19 protein-coding genes are annotated in these 17,083 nt (G+C 55.5%); all 19 read left to right on the top strand.

Features of this window, described 5'->3' with window-relative positions:
* Positions 1 to 32: 32 nt before the first annotated feature.
* The 19 genes from spoIIIAE to recN all read left to right on the top strand — a co-directional run bounded on the left by spoIIIAE (position 33) and on the right by recN (position 17,020).
* Positions 33 to 1,232 carry a stage III sporulation protein AE gene (spoIIIAE, locus tag ACI48J_RS18090; RefSeq protein WP_326056327.1) on the top strand — a complete coding sequence of 400 codons (1,200 nt, stop codon included), beginning with the start codon at positions 33 to 35 and terminating at the stop codon, positions 1,230 to 1,232.
* Positions 1,233 to 1,375: 143 nt separating this feature from the next.
* A complete protein-coding gene (locus ACI48J_RS18085) occupies positions 1,376 to 2,158 on the top strand; it encodes a stage III sporulation protein AF (RefSeq protein ID WP_405079579.1) in 783 nt (260 codons plus the stop codon).
* Positions 2,159 to 2,201: 43 nt separating this feature from the next.
* Positions 2,202 to 2,843, top strand: coding sequence for a stage III sporulation protein AG (gene spoIIIAG, locus ACI48J_RS18080; RefSeq protein WP_326056700.1), 642 nt, complete (start codon positions 2,202 to 2,204; stop codon positions 2,841 to 2,843).
* 98 nt (positions 2,844 to 2,941) lie between these two features.
* Entirely contained in the window at positions 2,942 to 3,727 is a 786-nt protein-coding gene (locus ACI48J_RS18075; RefSeq protein ID WP_405079578.1) for a SpoIIIAH-like family protein, read from the top strand.
* Between the two features lie 158 nt (positions 3,728 to 3,885).
* The gene (gene accB, locus ACI48J_RS18070) at positions 3,886 to 4,380 is read left to right on the top strand and encodes an acetyl-CoA carboxylase biotin carboxyl carrier protein (RefSeq protein WP_326056703.1); all 495 of its coding nucleotides are present in this window, start codon (positions 3,886 to 3,888) and stop codon (positions 4,378 to 4,380) included.
* An 18-nt stretch (positions 4,381 to 4,398) separates the two neighbouring features.
* Positions 4,399 to 5,757, top strand: a complete 1,359-nt coding sequence (gene accC / locus ACI48J_RS18065; RefSeq protein ID WP_009674890.1) for an acetyl-CoA carboxylase biotin carboxylase subunit — start codon at positions 4,399 to 4,401, stop codon at positions 5,755 to 5,757.
* 85 nt (positions 5,758 to 5,842) lie between these two features.
* A complete protein-coding gene (locus ACI48J_RS18060; RefSeq protein ID WP_009674927.1) occupies positions 5,843 to 6,253 on the top strand; it encodes an Asp23/Gls24 family envelope stress response protein in 411 nt (136 codons plus the stop codon).
* Positions 6,254 to 6,332: 79 nt separating this feature from the next.
* Positions 6,333 to 6,899 (top strand): alkaline shock response membrane anchor protein AmaP, encoded by a 567-nt coding sequence (amaP, locus tag ACI48J_RS18055; RefSeq protein WP_326056707.1) that lies wholly within the window; start codon positions 6,333 to 6,335, stop codon positions 6,897 to 6,899.
* 14 nt (positions 6,900 to 6,913) lie between these two features.
* Positions 6,914 to 7,144, top strand: coding sequence for a DUF2273 domain-containing protein (locus tag ACI48J_RS18050; protein ID WP_405079576.1), 231 nt, complete (start codon positions 6,914 to 6,916; stop codon positions 7,142 to 7,144).
* Between the two features lie 104 nt (positions 7,145 to 7,248).
* Complete coding sequence (nusB, locus tag ACI48J_RS18045; protein ID WP_326056709.1) at positions 7,249 to 7,710, top strand: transcription antitermination factor NusB; 462 nt, start codon at positions 7,249 to 7,251, stop codon at positions 7,708 to 7,710.
* Between the two features lie 147 nt (positions 7,711 to 7,857).
* Positions 7,858 to 8,730, top strand: coding sequence for a bifunctional methylenetetrahydrofolate dehydrogenase/methenyltetrahydrofolate cyclohydrolase FolD (gene folD / locus ACI48J_RS18040; protein ID WP_326056710.1), 873 nt, complete (start codon positions 7,858 to 7,860; stop codon positions 8,728 to 8,730).
* 3 nt (positions 8,731 to 8,733) lie between these two features.
* Positions 8,734 to 10,101 carry an exodeoxyribonuclease VII large subunit gene (xseA, locus tag ACI48J_RS18035; RefSeq protein WP_326056713.1) on the top strand — a complete coding sequence of 456 codons (1,368 nt, stop codon included), beginning with the start codon at positions 8,734 to 8,736 and terminating at the stop codon, positions 10,099 to 10,101.
* On the top strand, positions 10,085 to 10,360 hold the full coding sequence (gene xseB, locus ACI48J_RS18030) for an exodeoxyribonuclease VII small subunit (protein WP_217556168.1): 276 nt from the start codon (positions 10,085 to 10,087) through the stop codon (positions 10,358 to 10,360). The genes xseA and xseB overlap by 17 nt, the downstream gene beginning before the upstream one ends.
* A gap of 8 nt (positions 10,361 to 10,368) precedes the next feature.
* Positions 10,369 to 11,259 (top strand): polyprenyl synthetase family protein, encoded by an 891-nt coding sequence (locus ACI48J_RS18025; protein ID WP_405083248.1) that lies wholly within the window; start codon positions 10,369 to 10,371, stop codon positions 11,257 to 11,259.
* Positions 11,260 to 11,353: 94 nt separating this feature from the next.
* Entirely contained in the window at positions 11,354 to 13,255 is a 1,902-nt protein-coding gene (gene dxs / locus ACI48J_RS18020; protein WP_405079575.1) for a 1-deoxy-D-xylulose-5-phosphate synthase, read from the top strand.
* Positions 13,256 to 13,376: 121 nt separating this feature from the next.
* Complete coding sequence (locus ACI48J_RS18015; RefSeq protein ID WP_405079574.1) at positions 13,377 to 14,219, top strand: TlyA family RNA methyltransferase; 843 nt, start codon at positions 13,377 to 13,379, stop codon at positions 14,217 to 14,219.
* Positions 14,220 to 14,337: 118 nt separating this feature from the next.
* Positions 14,338 to 14,808 (top strand): hypothetical protein, encoded by a 471-nt coding sequence (locus tag ACI48J_RS18010; RefSeq protein WP_326056718.1) that lies wholly within the window; start codon positions 14,338 to 14,340, stop codon positions 14,806 to 14,808.
* Positions 14,805 to 15,251, top strand: a complete 447-nt coding sequence (ahrC, locus tag ACI48J_RS18005) for a transcriptional regulator AhrC/ArgR (RefSeq protein WP_009674923.1) — start codon at positions 14,805 to 14,807, stop codon at positions 15,249 to 15,251. Before ACI48J_RS18010 ends, ahrC begins: the two co-directional genes overlap by 4 nt.
* A 32-nt stretch (positions 15,252 to 15,283) precedes the next feature.
* A complete protein-coding gene (recN, locus tag ACI48J_RS18000; RefSeq protein ID WP_405079572.1) occupies positions 15,284 to 17,020 on the top strand; it encodes a DNA repair protein RecN in 1,737 nt (578 codons plus the stop codon).
* Positions 17,021 to 17,083 lie beyond the last annotated feature (63 nt).

Raw genomic sequence — 17,083 nt, 5'->3', positions numbered from 1 at the left:
GCCGGGAGCGGACCGGATAGGGAGTGGAGAGCATGGCGCAGCAGCTGTCGCACCGGACGTGGACAACCCTCGTCTTATTCGCCGCACTATTCTTAAGCTTCCTCAGCCACACGGGAGCGCAAAATCTAAACCCCGCAAACCCGATCGATACACTTGTAAAAGAGCAGACGAACCAGCTTGACACGGAGTCCGTCGAGAAATTCTGGGACAAGCTGATGAAAGAATACGGGGGCTATTTTCCCGATAACCGGCCCCCGAGCTTTTCCGATCTGATCACCGGGGTCAAAACGTTCGATTTCTCCAATCTGTGGAAAGGGGCGCTGAAATACCTGTTTCACGAGATTGTGGTCAACGGGAAGCTTCTCGTGTCGATTGTGATCCTGACCGTATTCAGCATGCTGCTGGAGACGCTGCAGAGCTCGTTTGAACGCAACAATGTCAGCAAGGTCGCCTTCGTCGTGTCTTATCTCGTGCTGCTGATCATAGCCGTGAACAGTTTTCAGGTGGCCATCGAATACGCCAACGGCGCGATCTCGTCCATGATCCAGTTTATGATCGCCCTTATGCCTCTTCTGCTGTCCTTGCTCGCTTCATCGGGGGGGATCACGTCGGTGGCGATTTTGCATCCCCTGATCGTGTTTATGATCCATACCATCGGGACGGTAATCTACGTATTCGTGTTTCCGCTGCTGTTTTTCTCGGCCGTTCTTCACATCGTCAGTTCCATGACGGACAAGTATAAAGTAACCCAACTGGCGAAGCTTCTCCAGAAAATCGCCATCGGCACACTCGGGGTATTCGTGACCGTGTTTCTGGGCGTCATTTCCGTGCAGGGGAGCATGGGAGCCGTAACCGACGGCGTGACGCTGCGGACCGCCAAATATATTGCGGGCAATTTTATCCCGATCGTGGGCAGGCTGTTCTCGGACGCGACGGAAACCGTGCTGGGAGCCTCGCTGCTTGTGAAGAATGCGGTCGGCCTGACCGGGGTCGTCATCGTGATTCTGCTGTGCGCGTTCCCGGCGATCAAAATTTTGGTGCTGGCCCTGATCTACCACATTTGTGCGGCGGTCATGCAGCCTCTGGGCGACAGCCCCATCATCGCCTGCTTGTCCACGATCGGCAAGAGCATGGTGTATGTGTTCGCCGCCTTATCGGCCGTAGGCCTCATGTTCTTCCTGGCCCTGACGATTATGATAACGGCCGGGAATATCGCCGTGATGGTGCGCTAGGCTGGTAGGACCCGCAAGTTTCCGTCAAAAAAATTGGTATATCCCGCGATGAGAACGAATATATACAAGCATAGGCGAACAAGCTCAAACAACCTGGAGCGGCCGGATGGGGGCTTGCTCGCCTAAGAAGGAGGGCTTGCCCCGTGGATTGGCTAGGCGGTTGGCTTAAGACGGTCGTCGCCCTGATTCTGCTCGCCACGTTCACCGAGCTGATGCTCCCGACGAACAAGATGCAGCGGTATGTCCGGACGGCGATGAGCCTGTTCATCCTGCTGACGCTTCTTTCGCCCGTGCTGCAGTTGACCCGCAAAAGCTGGGACCCGGCAAGGCTTCTCGCCGAGGCACAGCTGGGACAGCAGCCTGGCGGCGGCGCGGCAGGCGGACGTCAGACACCCGCAGGGGCCGGTTCTTCCGGCCAGCCGGCATCGCTGCAGGCAGTCATGGAGCAGGCGGACCGGCTCCAGGCGGGCAGCCGGGAACAAGCGGTCCGCCTGCTGGAAGAGAACCTTGCCGCCGAGATGAGGCAGACGCTGCAGAAGGAAACGCCTTATCCCATCCGGGATATCCGGGTGAAGACGGCGGTGGACGGGCAGGGCGCCGCATCGGTGGCCAGCGTCGAGCTGACGCTGGACGACACGGAATCTCCGGCTGCGGAACCGGACGCCTACGGCAGCTCCCTCGCAGGTGGAGCCGGAGGCGCCGGCATGACGCCGGTCGCGCCGATCGCGCCCGTCGCGCCCGTGGACGTCCGCATCGGCGGCACAAGCGGCCCGGGCGGCAGAGCCGTTCCCGCCCAGACCGGAGAGCAGCTGAGCCCGGCGCAGCGGGAAGCCGAGCGGAAGCTCGCCAAGGCGGCGGAGCTTGGCTGGAAGGTTGACCCGTCTCACATTTCGGTGCAATGGACGAAGGAACAGTCGAAGCTTTAGGAAAACCAGAAGAAGCGGCAGGGAGCGATGGTGAGGTGAGCGGATGGGCTTTTGGAAGCAGTGGAGGAGTAAATGGTTCGGGACAGGCGAGGACGGCAAACGTTCCAATTCCTTTCTTTGGATTGTACTGCTCGGTCTGGTCGGTGCCGCCTTGATGATTTTAAGCTCGTTTCTCAATTTCAAAGAAGTGGAGCCTGCCGGCGACAGCCGGGCGTCTCCTTCGAACCAGCCGGGCAAGGAGACGTTTATGGGCGGAGCGGCCAAGGACAAGACGCCTTTCCGGGAATACGAGCAAGCCTACGAATCCCGGCTCCGCGATATTCTCCGCAAAGTAGTCGGCGTAGGAGACGTGGAAGTACTGATTACGATCGAATCTACGGAAGAAATCGTCGTGGAGAAGGATTCGAAGGAAAATCAGCAGCTGACGACGGAAAAAGATACCAATGGCGCCAACCGGAATATTTCCCAGGTTACGAAGGAAGGCAAAGTCGTGCTCTATCAGGTGTCGGGCGATCAGCAGCCCCTTGTCGTCAAGACGATCAAACCCAAAGTGAGCGGCGTGCTTGTAGTCGCCAAAGGGGCCGAAGATCTGACCGTCAAGAAAATGATGATCGAAGCCGTCGCCCGGGGCATCGACGTTCCGGTTCACCGGATTTCCATTCTCCCGAGGAAAACGGCCGAATAGCGGCGGGCTTGCAAGGAGCACTCCGCATTCCGGCATAAATGTAAAGCGGCTTTAGAGCCATCCCATTACTTATTTAATCCGTTAGGAGGAATTATTCCATGAATGCCAAAAGACAAACAATATGGCTCGTTTCCATGCTGAGCCTGATGGTCGTGCTGTCCGCTTATTACCTGTTTACCGAAGATGTCAGCAAGGTGGACGTCGCTTCTACGGCTCCTAAAGCGGACGAAGTCAAGATCGATCTCAGCCAGGTGTCACCGGAGCAGGCCGTCGCCGAAGCGGGCAAAGCTTCCGCAGACAAAGCGGCCGACGCGAAGGCGGGCGATACGAAGACGACAGCGGACGCCAAAACCGATGCCAAAACCGACACGAAAACCGACACGAAAACCGATGCGAAAGCGGAGGCCAAGGCAGGCGACGCCAAGGCACAGGACTCCAAAACGAACGCAACCGCCTCGAAGGACGGCAAAGATGCGGCGGCCGCTCCGGCTTCGGCGGAAGCCAAAGTCAGCCAGCAGACGCAGGCCAGCAGTAAATCCGGCCGTGACTACCTGACGAAGCTACAGCTTGACCGCCAGGACGCCCTCTCCAAGAAGACCGAAGAGCTGCTGACGCTCATCACCGATAAAAATCAGTCCTCCGATGCGGTGAGCAAAGCGCAGCAGGAGCTTCAGCAGATCGAAGACACGAACACGCGCGTGACGAATGTGGAGGATGTTCTCTCCAAAGACTATCCGAACGCGGTTCTGACCCAGGACGGAAGCAAGTGGAAAGTGACCGTACAATCGGATAAACTCGAGAAAAGCCAGGCGGTTTCCATCGTGGAAACCGTGATGAAAGAATTGAAGGTCGGACCCGAAATTTCGGTCCAGTACGTGAAATAAACGGCCTTCAGAAAAGCCTTCCCGGCCGCATAAACCGCATATTAATCACGAGTGGAAAGTGTCCGGACAAACTGGACTCTTTCCATTTCTTGCGGTTGTGATATAATACATACGTCGTATTACGGCATCGGTTCACCATTTTTGAAGGAGTGACATGGATGTTCAAGCTGAGCGAAATTAAAGAATTAATGAAACTAATGGACCAGACGTCCCTACAGGAACTCGAAATCGAAAACGAGGGTGCGCGTTTGACGATACGCAAACCTAACAAAACCGAGTCCGTAGTCGTTACGGCGGCTCCCGTGCATCAAGCTTACGCGCCGGCCATTGCTCAAGCGGTACCCGGAAGCGCTCCCGCACAAGTGGCAGCAGAAGCTCCGAAAGCGGATGAACAGAAGGAATCGGATTCTACCTTACATAAAATCGTATCGCCTATGGTAGGCACATTCTACCAGGCTTCCTCTCCGGGATCTGCCCCGTTTGTTTCGAAAGGTTCTAACGTGAACGAGAAATCGGTCGTCTGCATCGTGGAAGCCATGAAGCTGATGAATGAGATCGAAGCGGAAGTAAAAGGCGAAATCGTTGAAATCCTGGTCGAGAACGGCCAACTTGTCGAGTACGGCCAGCCTCTGTTCTTGGTGAAGCCGGAGTAATTGAACGGAGGGAACAAAATGGGTTTTCAGAAAGTCTTAATCGCAAACCGCGGTGAAATTGCCGTGCGGATCATTCGCGCCTGCCGTGAACTTGGCATTCAGACGATTGCCGTCTATTCGGAAGCGGACCGGGACGCTCTTCACGTCCGTCTTGCCGACGAAGCGTACTGCATCGGACCTACGCCTTCCAAAGACAGCTATTTGAATTTTACAAATATCATGAGCGTGGCCACGCTCACGGATACGGACGCCATTCACCCGGGTTACGGGTTCCTGGCGGAGAATGCGGATTTCGCGGAAATCTGCGAAAGCTGCAACATCACGTTTATCGGCCCTTCTCCGGAAGCCATTACCAAAATGGGGGACAAGGCGGTCGCGAAGCAGACGATGAAGGAAGCGGGCGTTCCCGTTATTCCCGGCTCCGACGGACTGATCGAAGACCTCGACGAAGCCATTTCTCTCGGCCGTGACATCGGCTATCCGCTGATTATCAAAGCGACGGCCGGCGGCGGAGGCAAAGGCATCCGGATCGCCGAGAGCGAAGATATGCTGATCCAGCATATCATGACGGCCCAGCAGGAGGCTCAGCTGAACTTCGGCAACTCCGGCGTCTACCTGGAGAAGTACCTCACGGGCATGAAGCACGTCGAAATTCAGATCATTGCGGACAAGCATGGCAACGCGGTCCATCTGGGCGAACGCGACTGCTCGGTCCAGCGCCGCCGCCAGAAGCTCGTCGAAGAGGCGCCTTGCCCGACCTTGACGCCGGAAATCCGTCAGGCGATGGGGGAAGCGGCCGTTCGCGCAGCGAAGGCCGTCAACTATTCCGGCGCGGGTACGCTCGAATTTTTGCTCGGACCGGACGGTAACTTCTATTTCATGGAAATGAATACCCGTATCCAGGTCGAGCACCCGGTAACGGAATATGTTACGGGCGTCGATCTGATCAAGGAAATGATCCGTGCCGCCGAAGGCAACCCGCTTCCGTTTACGCAGGAAGATATTCAGATCAACGGCTGGTCGATCGAATGCCGGATTAACGCGGAAGATCCCGAGCGTAATTTTATGCCGTCGCCGGGACGCATTAACTTCTACCTGCCTCCGGGCGGCATTGGCGTCCGTGTGGACAGTGCGGCTTACCCGGGTTATGTGATTCCTCCGCATTACGATTCCATGATCGCCAAGCTGATCGTATGGGGAGCGACCCGCGAGGAAGCCGTGAACCGGATGAAGCGCGCTTTGGCCGAGTTTGAAGTCGATGGCGTCCATACGACGATTCCTTTTCATTTGAAGCTTTTGAATCATCGCAAATTCCTGAGCGGAGATTTCGATATTAAATTCCTGGAAGAGCACGACGTGAACGACCCGGAATCCTAAGCGGGATTCGTTGTCATAAAAATTCCGGAATGGTATAGTATTAAATTAGTGGGCTTATCCCAAACGTGCAGGAGGTGTGCATAGGATGACGATGATTGCAGCGGATTATGAGAAGACAGATATGGGCACCATTCAGATCGCTCCGGAAGTCATAGAAGTCATTGCGGGACTCGCTACCGTCGAGGTAGAAGGCGTGGCCGGCATGAGCGGAGGTTTTGTCAACGGCATTACCGAGCTTCTCGGACGCAAAAACTTTGCCAAAGGCATCAAGGTGAACGTCGGTCAACGCGAGGCGGCGATCGATGTGTCGATCGTGATGGAATTCGGACACCGGATTCCCGAAGTGGCCGGCAAGATCCAGCAGAACGTGAAATTGGCAATCGAATCGATGACAGGGCTGAGTGTCGTGGAGGTAAACGTTCACATTCACGACGTCCAATTCAAGACGGCCGAGAAGCCGGTTGAAGAGGATTCAGCCGCACTGCGCGTAAAATAATAAATAGCAGCGGCTACACATTGACCCCCAACCGCTAAGGACGGGGGTTCCTCACTTATTTCGGAAGGAGCCATTTGCTGTGGTCAAACTATTGGACAGACTCCTGTTATTTCTATTCAGCCTCGCGATCATGTTCCTATCCGCCATCGCCGTACTCGCAGCTTTTCAGCTCATTCCGATGAGATCGACCGATTATTTTCTCCAGGATGTATTTGACAGCGGTTTTACCTTATCCAAGGCATGGGTGATCGGTGCCGGAATCGTCATTTTTCTGATCAGCATCCGCTTTTTTTACATATCTGTCCGCAGAAGCCGTACGCAAGCGCCGTCTATCGACCAGCGCAGTGAATACGGGGATATTCGGATTTCGGTGGAAACGGTGGAGAATCTGTCGTTGAAAGCGGCGGGAAGAAGCCGCGGCGTTCGCGATCTGCGTGCCCGTGTGAAGGTGAGCGAGGCCGGACTTGAGATCGGCATCCGTACCGTAGTGGACGGGGAAACTTCCATTCCGGAAATTACGGAGGAAATGCAGTCCGCGGTCAAGAATCATGTGGAAGAGATTACGGGAATCCCGGTCTCCGGCGTATCCGTCTATGTGGCGAATATCGTGCAGAATACCCCAACGTTTAAAAGCCGGGTAGAATAGAGGTGGGTCCTCTCATGTGGAGAAAATTGTGGCAGGAGCACCCCGGAACGATAACCGGCGGAGGAGCCGGACTTGTTCTGGGCCTGGTCTATCTGTTTTTCGGCTTCTGGGATATGCTGATTTTTGCATTTATCGTGTTCCTGGGGTATTATATCGGCAAAAAAGTAGACCGGGGAGAGGATCTTTTGCTCCCGTTTCAGAACCTTTGGCAATTTCTTACGCAAAAATGGAGAATGTTTCGCTGAAATCCTGGGTTCTTCCTTGGATTTTTTTGTTTGGGTTGGATTTAAAATGACGTATACTAGACGTAGACGAACGAACTAGCGGTTTAAGATGTGGGAGGCATACAATGAGGCGTAGAGTAGCCAGAGAAATAGCTTTGCAGAGCTTGTATCAGATCGATATGAACGGGGTCTCGGCGGCGGAAGCGGTGAACGTTGCCGTACATGAGGCGGAGAACGATAACGAGGCCCAGGTGGATCATAAGGAAAAAATTATGCCGGAGTATATCCGTGAGCTCGTGGACGGCACGTTAAGCAACCGGGACCGGATCGACCAGCTTCTGGCCGGTTACCTGAAAGGCTGGAAAATGGACAGGCTGTCCCGCGTAGACCGTGAGGTGCTGCGCCTGGCCGCATTCGAAATGCTGTTTCAGGAAGATGTCCCGCCGAAAGTCGTCGTTAACGAGGCCATCGATCTGGCGAAGCATTTCGGTACGGACGATTCCGGTAAATTCGTGAACGGCGTACTCGGCAAAATGATCAAAGACGTAGATACACTGAGAGAAAATATCCGCAGCGGCAAAGAGTAAGAAACGGGCGCACGGTTGTCGGGACTTTTGAGGAGTCGTCCGGACAGCTTTGCGCTATCTGCTTATAGCGGGCTACAATAGGGAAACAACACGCCCAACAGGAAAACAAAGAAAACCATTAACGGATAACTAGGGGGGAGAACCGTCATGGCAGCAGAAGTGATTAACGGCAAAGAAATCGTCCGTTCCATCCGGGAAGAAATCAAGCAGGAAGTCGAGGAACTTTCCACCCGGGGTACGACACCCGGACTCGTGGTGATTATCGTAGGCGATGACCAGGCTTCCCATGTCTATGTCAATAACAAGGAGAAAGCTTGCGCCCAAGTCGGCATCCGGTCTCATGTGCACCGTTTACCGGCAGATACTTCCCAGGAGGAGCTTGTCAAGCTGATCCATGAGTACAACCGGAATCCGGAGTTCCACGGTATTCTTGTACAGTCTCCGCTTCCCGGCCACATCAACGAGGAGCAGGTTGTGGACGAGATAACTCCGGAGAAAGACGTGGATTGTTTCCACCCGGTTAACGTGGGCAACCTGATGATCGGCAAAGAAGGCATGCTTCCTTGTACGCCGGCCGGCGTCATGGAAATTTTGAAAAAAATCGGCGTATCTCCGGCAGGCAAACACGCCGTCGTCGTCGGAAGAAGCAACATCGTCGGCAAACCGATGGCGATGCTGCTGCTCCGCGAGCACGCTACGGTTACGATCTGCCACTCGCGCACGCCGAATCTTCAGGATATTACACGCCAGGCCGACATTCTGGTTGCCGCGGTAGGCAAAGCCGGCGTGATCGAGGACCGTCACGTGAAACCGGGTGCGGTCGTGATCGACGTCGGAATGAACCGGAACGCCGAAGGCAAGCTGTGCGGAGATGTCGACTTCGATGCCGTCAAAGAAATCGCGGGTTACATCACACCGGTTCCGGGATGCGTTGGGCCGATGACCATTACGATGCTGCTCAAGAATACGCTGAGCTCGGCCCGCCGCGCGTCCAATACGGGTACAGAAGCGGGCGTGTAACGCATGAGCGAGCGCGCCGTATTATCTATTAAGGATCTCAACCGTTATATCAAAATGAAGCTGGAAGGCGATAACCGCCTCCAAGACGTTTGGGTGCGCGGCGAGATTTCCAACTTTACGCATCATTCCAGCGGTCATATGTATTTTACGCTTAAAGATAAAGACAGCCGCCTCAAAAGCATTATGTTCGCGTCGTACAACCAGCGGCTTCCTTTCCGTCCGAAGGAAGGTACGATGGTAATCGCCCGGGGGAACGTTTCCGTCTACGAACGGGACGGGCAGTACCAGTTCTACGTGACGCAGATGCAGCCCGACGGAATCGGCGGCTTGTACCTCGCGTTCGAGCAGCTCAAGCAGAAGCTCGATAGCGAGGGCTTGTTCCGCACCGAGCGGAAGAAGCCGATTCCCCGGATGCCGAAAGCCGTCGGCGTGATCACTTCGCCGACGGGGGCCGCCGTCCGGGACATCATCATCACCCTGCAGCGCCGGTTCCCGAACGTGCCGATTCTGCTGCATCCGGTACTGGTGCAGGGCGCTCAGGCAGCCCCGTCCATCGTCCGCGCGATCGAGACGATGAACAGCCTCGGTGAAGTCGACGTGCTGATCGTCGGCCGTGGAGGGGGATCGCTGGAGGAGCTGTGGGCCTTCAACGAAGAAATCGTTGCCCGCAGCATCTTCGCCTCCGCGATCCCCGTCATCTCGGCCGTCGGCCACGAGACCGACTTCACCATCGCGGACTTCGTCGCCGATCTCAGGGCGGCGACGCCTACGGCTGCGGCGGAGCTGGCGGTGCCTCACCATCTGGAGCTGAAGCAGCAGATGGCTCATCTCCGACAGCGCTTGCACCGCGGTCTGCTGCAGCAGCTGCAGCGCCGTCAGGACCGGCTGGAGCGGCTCCGCCGCTCGCCTTACCTGACGAATCCGCACCGGCAGCTTCTGCAGCATCCGGCCCAGCGGCTGGACCGGCTGGGCGAGCAGCTTTCTTTCCGCATGCGTCAGCTAGTCGGCCGGGCCGGCGACCGCCGCATGCGTCTGGAACGCACCCTGTCGGGCTTCAACCCGCAGGAGCAGGTACGCTACGCCCGCAAGCGCGTCGAAGGCGCGGAGCGGGCGCTTACGCTGGCGATGCAGGGCGTCGCCAGGGGCCGCAGGCAGCAGCTCGTATCCACGCTGCGCCACCTGGATGCGCTGAGCCCGCTTAAAGTGATGCAGCGGGGGTACAGCCTGGTTTACGACGAGAAAGAAAAACGCGTATTAAATTCGATCGAGCAGGTTCAGATCGGCGACATGGTCCGAGTTCAACTGACCGACGGACGGCTCGATTGCCACGTCTGGGCGATGGAGGAGAAAACAAATGGGGAACGAAAGTAATCTGCAGGAAGAAACCGCCATCAGCTTCGAGGAAGCGATGGACAAGCTGGAAGGGATCGTTGCGAAGCTGGAGAGCGGGGATGTCCCTCTCGAGCAGGCGATCGAGCTGTACCAGGAAGGCATGAAGCTGTCTCACCTGTGCGGCCAGAAGCTTGAAACGGTGGAGAAGAAGATCGAAATGCTCGTGGAAAGCGAAGCCGGCCTCTCGAAGAAGCCGTTCGGAGCCAATATGATCGAGGATAAAGGGGAATCCCGTTGAACACAGACATGAACATCCAAGAATATATCGCTTCCTATGCGGAAGAAGTCGAGGGAGAGCTCCAGGAGCTGTTCCCCCGGCTTTGGGACATTCCGGATGTGCTGCGGCAGTCCGCCCGGTATTCGATCGACGCGGGAGGCAAGCGGCTCAGGCCTATTCTCGTTCTTGCGGCGGCGGAAGCGCTGGGAGGACGCAAGGAAGCCGCCATGCCGGTAGCCTGTGCCATTGAAATGGTGCATACGTACTCGCTGATCCACGATGATTTGCCTGCCATGGATAATGATGACTACCGGAGGGGCAAACTAACCAACCATAAAGTTTACGGAGAAGCGATGGCCATCCTTGCGGGAGACGCTCTGTTGACACAGGCGTTTTACAGCGCTTCGCAGGCGCGCAGGCACGGTGTTCCGGCCGAACAGGTTCTGAACATCGTCGAGGAACTTGCCGAATATTCCGGAGCCCGGGGAATGGTGGGCGGGCAAGTGGCCGATATGAAGGGCGAGCAGGGTATTACGGAGCTTAGCGGCCTGGAATATATCCATCAGCACAAAACGAGCGATCTTATCATCTTCTCTGTCCGCGCGGGCGGACGGATTGCGGGCGCGGACGACAAGCAGCTTGAAGCGCTTACGGACTTCGGCCGGTCGATCGGGCTGGCGTTCCAAATCCAGGACGATATTCTGGATGTGACCGGCACGCAGGAGAAGCTGGGCAAAGCCGTCGGCAGCGACGAGAAGCAGCAGAAGGTGACTTATCCCTTTTTCATCGGGCTGGAAGAATCGGAGCGGCGGGTCTCTCAGCTGACGGACAAAGCCAAAACGGCCATCGCGGGCGGGGTTCTGCCGAAACCGCAAAGGCTGCTGGAGCTGGCCGATTACCTGATGAAGCGTGACCGTTGAAATTATGGTATAATGGTGAAATAAAATACACGAACACATGAACGTATTTCATAAATTTTGCTAATTTTCACCTTTGGAAAGCGAGGAAATTAATGTGCTGCTCGATCATATTAACCAGCCAGAGGATTTAAAGAGGTTGTCTACGGCGGAACTTGAACAGCTGGCAGGGGAAATCCGGCAATTTCTCGTTGAAAAGCTGTCTGCTTCCGGCGGCCACCTCTCCTCCAATCTGGGCATAGTGGAGCTGACCATCGCGCTGCATACGCTGTACGACAGCCCCCGAGACAAATTTATTTTCGACGTGGGGCATCAGGCGTACGTGCACAAAATTTTAACCGGGCGTAAAGACCGTTTCGATACCCTGCGCAAGTATAAGGGGATGTGCGGCTTCATCAAGCGGGCGGAAAGCGACCACGATGTATGGGAAGCGGGACACAGCAGCACCTCGCTATCGGCGGCGATGGGGATGGCCATGGCCCGGGATCTGAAAGGCGAAGATTTCCGTGTTTTTGCCGTGATCGGCGACGGAGCCATGACGGGCGGTATGGCGCTTGAAGCGATGAACCATATCGGCCACGAGAAGAAGAATCTGACCGTTATTCTGAACGACAATGAAATGTCCATTGCCCCGAACGTGGGCGCGATCCACAATTATTTGAGCAAGATCCGGTCCGACAAGCACTACCGCAAAGCGAAAGAAGAAGTCGAAAGTCTCCTTAAGAAAATCCCGGCTATCGGAGGGACTCTGGCCAAGACGGCGGAGAAAGTCAAGGATAGCCTGAAATATTTGCTTGTTTCCGGTGTCTGGTTCGAGGAACTCGGCTTCAATTACATCGGTCCGGTTGACGGCCATAATCTGCCTCTGCTGCTTGAAACGTTGAAGCAGTCCGAGAAAGTGGAGGGTCCCGTGCTCATCCACGTCATTACGACCAAGGGCAAAGGGTACTCTCCCGCCGAGATGGATTCCCACAAATGGCACGGAGCCAGCCCGTACAAGATCGAGTCCGGCCAGTTTCTTAAAGCCGTGGGCAATCCCATGTATACCGAAGTATTCGGCAATACCCTTATTGAGTTTGCCGAGAAGGACGAGCGCGTAGTGGCGGTCACGCCGGCCATGCCCGGAGGATCGGGGCTGATGAAGTTCGCCGACCGCTTCCCCAAGCGCATGATTGATGTAGGCATCGCCGAACAGCATGCCGCTACATTATGTGCAGGCATGGCGGCGGAAGGGATGAAACCGGTATTTGCGGTTTACTCGACTTTCCTCCAGCGTGCCTACGACCAGGTCGTGCATGATATTTGCCGTCCCAAGCTGAATGTCATGTTTGCCATTGACCGCGCGGGCTTTGTAGGACCCGACGGGGAAACGCACCAGGGCGTATACGATATCGCCTTCCTGCGGAGCCTGCCGAATATGGTGCTTATGATGCCTAAAGACGAGAATGAGCTCCGCCGCATGATGCGGACGGGGATTGACTATAACGAGGGGCCGATCGCCGTCCGTTACGCCCGCATCAACGGGCTCGGCGTCCCGATGGACGAGAATCCGCAGCCGATTCCGATCGGCACCTGGGAGACGCTGACCGAAGGAGATACGATGGCGGTTCTGGCCGTCGGCCCGATGAACCAGGTTGCTCTGGAAGCCGCGGATATGCTGAGAAAAGAAGGCATTAATCTGCGCGTTGTCAACGCCCGGTTTATCAAACCGCTGGATGAGGCCATGCTTCTCCAGCTTGCCAAAGAGCATATGCCGATCATCACTATGGAAGAAGGATCGGAACAAGGCGGCTTCGGCAGCGCGGTGCTCGAATTTTACGCGAAGCAGGGCATCGAAGGCGTACGTGTCCGCACGATGGGCGTGCCGGATTACTTTGTGGAACACGGTTCCATCAAAGAACAGCGCCAGGAAGTCGGCTTAACCGCCGAACACCTGATTACGCAGGTGCACACGCTGCTGCCGCGCAAACGCCAGCGTTCCGCCGGGCTCAATGCCTAACACCGCGAGTGGAACCGTTGGTCAGGGCTTGGCGTCACATGACGAGGGTCAACCACGGGAACCAACTGCACGTGCCGGCGGCAGCCGGCACACAAGACGAACGATAACAGGAGCTTATGGAATGGCGACAGATAAAGAACGAATTGATGTACTGCTCGTCGAACAAGGCTATTTTGAAAGCAGGGAAAAAGCCAAGGCCGCCATTATGGCTGGCCTTGTTTTTGCTGATGAGGAGCCTGTCGATAAGGCGGGAATGAAAATTAGCCGCGCGGCCGCTTTAAAAGTAAAGGGTGCGGTGCACCCTTACGTAAGCCGCGGAGGTTTGAAACTGGAAAAAGCGTTGAAACAATTTAACATCGACGTAAAAAACGCGGTGATGCTTGATATCGGGGCTTCTACCGGCGGTTTTACCGACTGCGCGCTTCAGAACGGAGCCTCCTATGTATACGCGATCGATGTAGGCTATAACCAGCTCGAATGGTCGCTTCGTAATGATGAGCGTGTCCAGGTTATGGAACGCACGAATTTCCGTTACTTGACGCCTGAGGAGCTGACCGGTCCGTCCCCGTCTTTTTCCACGATTGATGTTTCTTTCATTTCCCTGAAAATCATTCTGCCTCCGCTGAAAACGATGTTGGGTGTAAAAGGGGAGACGGTTGCCCTCATCAAGCCTCAATTCGAAGCGGGACGCGAGAAAGTCGGCAAATCCGGGGTAATCCGGGATTCTGAAGTGCATAAGGACGTATTGGAAAGTGTCCTCGGATTCGCGAAGGAGATCGGTTTTTACTTAAAAGGGCTTACGTTTTCCCCGATTACCGGCGGTGAAGGAAACATTGAATTCCTTGCGTATTGGACCTGCAACCCCGAAGATCCGGAAAAGCTGGAGGAACCGATTCAATCCCTGATCGACCGAGTCGTTCCGGAAGCCAAGGCCATGTTCGCCAAACCGGAAACCCGGTATTGACGGAAGTACGGTGTGAACGAAAGCTATGCTTTCCGCATGAAAACACTTGGAAAAAGACGTCACACTCAAAAGGATTCCCCGCCTCGCTTAGCGAATAGGTACGTCGAGGTGATCCGGTATGCAGCACGGGGATACGCTTATCCTAATTTTGCTCTTAGGACTTCTCGCAGCATGGGCCGGCATAAGTTTCCGAAAGTGGCTGTATGAGCCTTACGCTGATTCCTTCCAACCCATCCGCATTACGGACTATAACGAAGTTCCGGAAGACGATGAAGTCGTCGAACTTCTGATCGGTGCCGGGTTTGACGTGGTGGGCGGGAAAACCAAAATCCCGATCTCGATGACCCTGAATCAGAAGGAAGAGCTGTACAGCCGCCTGTTTATCGACTATTTTGCTGAAAAAGAGGACAATCTGTATCTCGTCAAGGTGGCGCGCGAACGCAAGCCCCTCGAGATGACAGGAAGCGCTATCCGCGACATGCTGCTGGTGTACTCGCTCCTCGTGCCGGAAGCGGCCGGAGTGCTGTACGTGGACATGAACGGACGCAAAATCAAACAAATTACGTTTCACATTGAGGTGTTCGAATGAAAGGGCAACGCCACGTTAAAATCCGGGAAATCATTACGGGCCATGAGATCGAAACTCAGGACGAGCTGGTGGAATCGCTGCGCACCGCGGGTTTCAACGTGACTCAGGCAACGGTTTCCAGGGACATCAAAGAACTGCATCTGATCAAGGTCCCGCTTGATGACGGAAGATACAAGTATTCGATGCCGGCTGATCAGCGCTACAATCCGATGCAGCGGCTCAAACGGGCGCTGAGCGATCATTTTATCAACATCGATTTTACCGAAAATCTGGTTGTCATGAAATGTATGCCCGGAACGGCAAATACGATCTGCGCTTTGATCGATAATTTGGAATGGAATGAAATCATGGGGACGATTTGCGGGGATGACACGATTCTGATCATCTGCCGGACGAAGGACGTCAGCCAGAAAGTCGTGAATCAGATTATGTCGCTGATCTGACTCGGTCATGCAGCGAATTCAGGGGAGGACCTATGCTCACAGAACTGTCTATCCGCAATTTGGCGGTTATCGAATACGTTCACATCGGATTTAAATCCGGCTTTCATGTTCTGACGGGTGAGACCGGGGCCGGTAAATCCATCATTATCGACGCGCTGAGCTTGATTGTCGGCGGCCGGGGCTCCTCCGAATTGGTCCGCTACGGGAGCGAGAAGGCCGAGATCGAGGCTGTTTTCGAAATCGGCGAAAGCCACCCCGTATGGACGACGCTCGCCCAGCTCGGTATCGAGGCCGCGGGGGAGGAGCAGCTGCTTATCCGCCGCGAAGTCACGGCAAGCGGCAAAAGCTCCAGCCGGATCAACGGCCAGCTCGTCAATTTGACGATGCTGCGCGAAGTCGGCGGCTGGCTAGTGAATATTCACGGCCAGCATGAGCATCAGTCTCTTCTCAAATCGGACGAACACATCCACTGGCTGGATGCTTACGGAGATAAAGAGGTGGGTCCCAACCTGGCGGCATACCGCGAATCGTACGACCGCTACACGAAGCTCCGCAAAGAGCTGAAGGCGCTCCAGGAAACGAGCAAGCAGTCCCTGCAGATGATCGACCTGTACCGCTTCCAAGTGGACGAAATCGCCGCGGCTTCCTTGAAGGAAGGCGAAGATGTCACGCTGGCGGAAGAGAAGAGCAAGCTGGCGAACGCCGAGAAGCTGTATTCGAGCGTGGCAGGCTCCTACGATACGCTGTACGGCGCGAGCAGCGGGCTGGACGCCATAGGCAAGTCCATCGCCCGTATCCAGGACGTGGCGGCCATCGACAGCGCTGGAATCGCTCCTTTGCTGGAGCAGATGCAAAGCGCGTTTTACCAGCTTGAAGATGCCGCTTACCAGCTCAGGGATTACCGCGACGATATCGAATTCAATCCGGAGCGGTTGGACGAAATCGAGCTCCGCCTCGATTTGATCGCTTCACTGCGCCGCAAATACGGCGATACGATTGCGGAAATTTTGGCGTACAGCGAGAAAATCAGCGGAGAACTCGCCACGATTGAGAACAAAGACGAGATTATCCAGAAGCTTCAGGAAAAGCTCGACCGTGAAATCGTCCAGCTCACGAAAGCGGCCCGGAAGCTGTCCGATTCCCGTAAAAAAATCGCGGACCGTCTGGCCGGTGAAATCGAAACGGAACTCCGCGACTTGCATATGGAGCGTACGCAGTTCCGAGTCCAAGTGTCGCATACGCCGGTTCCTGCGGGCGGCGGAGGGCTGGAAATCGGCGGCGAGCCCGTTAAATTCACCCGGGACGGAATCGATCTTGTCGAGTTCCTGATGGCGCCGAACCCCGGAGAGCCGCTCCGCGGACTTAGCAAGATCGCATCGGGCGGGGAGCTGTCCCGGATCATGCTCGCCATGAAGAGCATTTTCGCCCGGCTGGATCAGATCCCCGTACTCGTCTTCGACGAGGTGGATACGGGTGTCAGCGGCCGCGCGGCTCAGGCGATTGCGGAGAAGCTTTCGCTGCTTTCACGCAGCTGCCAGGTCTTTAGCATTACGCATTTACCGCAGGTGGCATGCATGGCCGACGTACATTTTTACATTCATAAAGAAGTACAGGGGGAACGCACGTTTACCCGCGTGACCGATCTTGACCGCCGCGGACGCATCGAAGAGCTTGCTCGGATGCTTGGAGGCGTCGAAGTGACGGAAACGACCCTGCATCATGCTCAAGAAATGCTTGCTTTGGCAGACGAAAAAAAGTCAAGGAACTAACTGAGGTCTCTAGAAGCATTTGCAGTTATAAAACGAATGGAGGGAGGATACCTTAAGGGTACG

Origin of the sequence: Paenibacillus chitinolyticus, from assembly GCF_045038035.1 — a bacterium.
Taxonomy (GTDB): Bacteria; Bacillota; Bacilli; order Paenibacillales; family NBRC-103111; genus Paenibacillus_F; species Paenibacillus_F chitinolyticus_A.
The sequence above is the reverse complement of the archived record's forward strand: the minus strand, read 5'-3'. Positions and strand labels throughout refer to the sequence as shown.

Excerpts from the sequence above, each read along its gene's own strand:
- ACI48J_RS18015 (WP_405079574.1), top strand. The coding sequence starts at position 13,377 with ATGGCGACAGATAAAGAACGAATTGATGTACTGCTCGTCGAACAAGGC.
- xseA (WP_326056713.1), top strand. The coding sequence starts at position 8,734 with ATGAGCGAGCGCGCCGTATTATCTATTAAGGATCTCAACCGTTATATC.
- accC (WP_009674890.1), top strand. The coding sequence starts at position 4,399 with ATGGGTTTTCAGAAAGTCTTAATCGCAAACCGCGGTGAAATTGCCGTG.
- ACI48J_RS18025 (WP_405083248.1), top strand. The coding sequence starts at position 10,369 with ATGAACATCCAAGAATATATCGCTTCCTATGCGGAAGAAGTCGAGGGA.
- recN (WP_405079572.1), top strand. The coding sequence starts at position 15,284 with ATGCTCACAGAACTGTCTATCCGCAATTTGGCGGTTATCGAATACGTT.
- nusB (WP_326056709.1), top strand. The coding sequence starts at position 7,249 with ATGAGGCGTAGAGTAGCCAGAGAAATAGCTTTGCAGAGCTTGTATCAG.
- spoIIIAG (WP_326056700.1), top strand. The coding sequence starts at position 2,202 with ATGGGCTTTTGGAAGCAGTGGAGGAGTAAATGGTTCGGGACAGGCGAG.
- folD (WP_326056710.1), top strand. The coding sequence starts at position 7,858 with ATGGCAGCAGAAGTGATTAACGGCAAAGAAATCGTCCGTTCCATCCGG.
- xseB (WP_217556168.1), top strand. The coding sequence starts at position 10,085 with ATGGGGAACGAAAGTAATCTGCAGGAAGAAACCGCCATCAGCTTCGAG.
- ACI48J_RS18075 (WP_405079578.1), top strand. The coding sequence starts at position 2,942 with ATGAATGCCAAAAGACAAACAATATGGCTCGTTTCCATGCTGAGCCTG.
- spoIIIAE (WP_326056327.1), top strand. The coding sequence starts at position 33 with ATGGCGCAGCAGCTGTCGCACCGGACGTGGACAACCCTCGTCTTATTC.
- ACI48J_RS18010 (WP_326056718.1), top strand. The coding sequence starts at position 14,338 with ATGCAGCACGGGGATACGCTTATCCTAATTTTGCTCTTAGGACTTCTC.
- ACI48J_RS18060 (WP_009674927.1), top strand. The coding sequence starts at position 5,843 with ATGACGATGATTGCAGCGGATTATGAGAAGACAGATATGGGCACCATT.
- ACI48J_RS18050 (WP_405079576.1), top strand. The coding sequence starts at position 6,914 with ATGTGGAGAAAATTGTGGCAGGAGCACCCCGGAACGATAACCGGCGGA.
- accB (WP_326056703.1), top strand. The coding sequence starts at position 3,886 with ATGTTCAAGCTGAGCGAAATTAAAGAATTAATGAAACTAATGGACCAG.
- ahrC (WP_009674923.1), top strand. The coding sequence starts at position 14,805 with ATGAAAGGGCAACGCCACGTTAAAATCCGGGAAATCATTACGGGCCAT.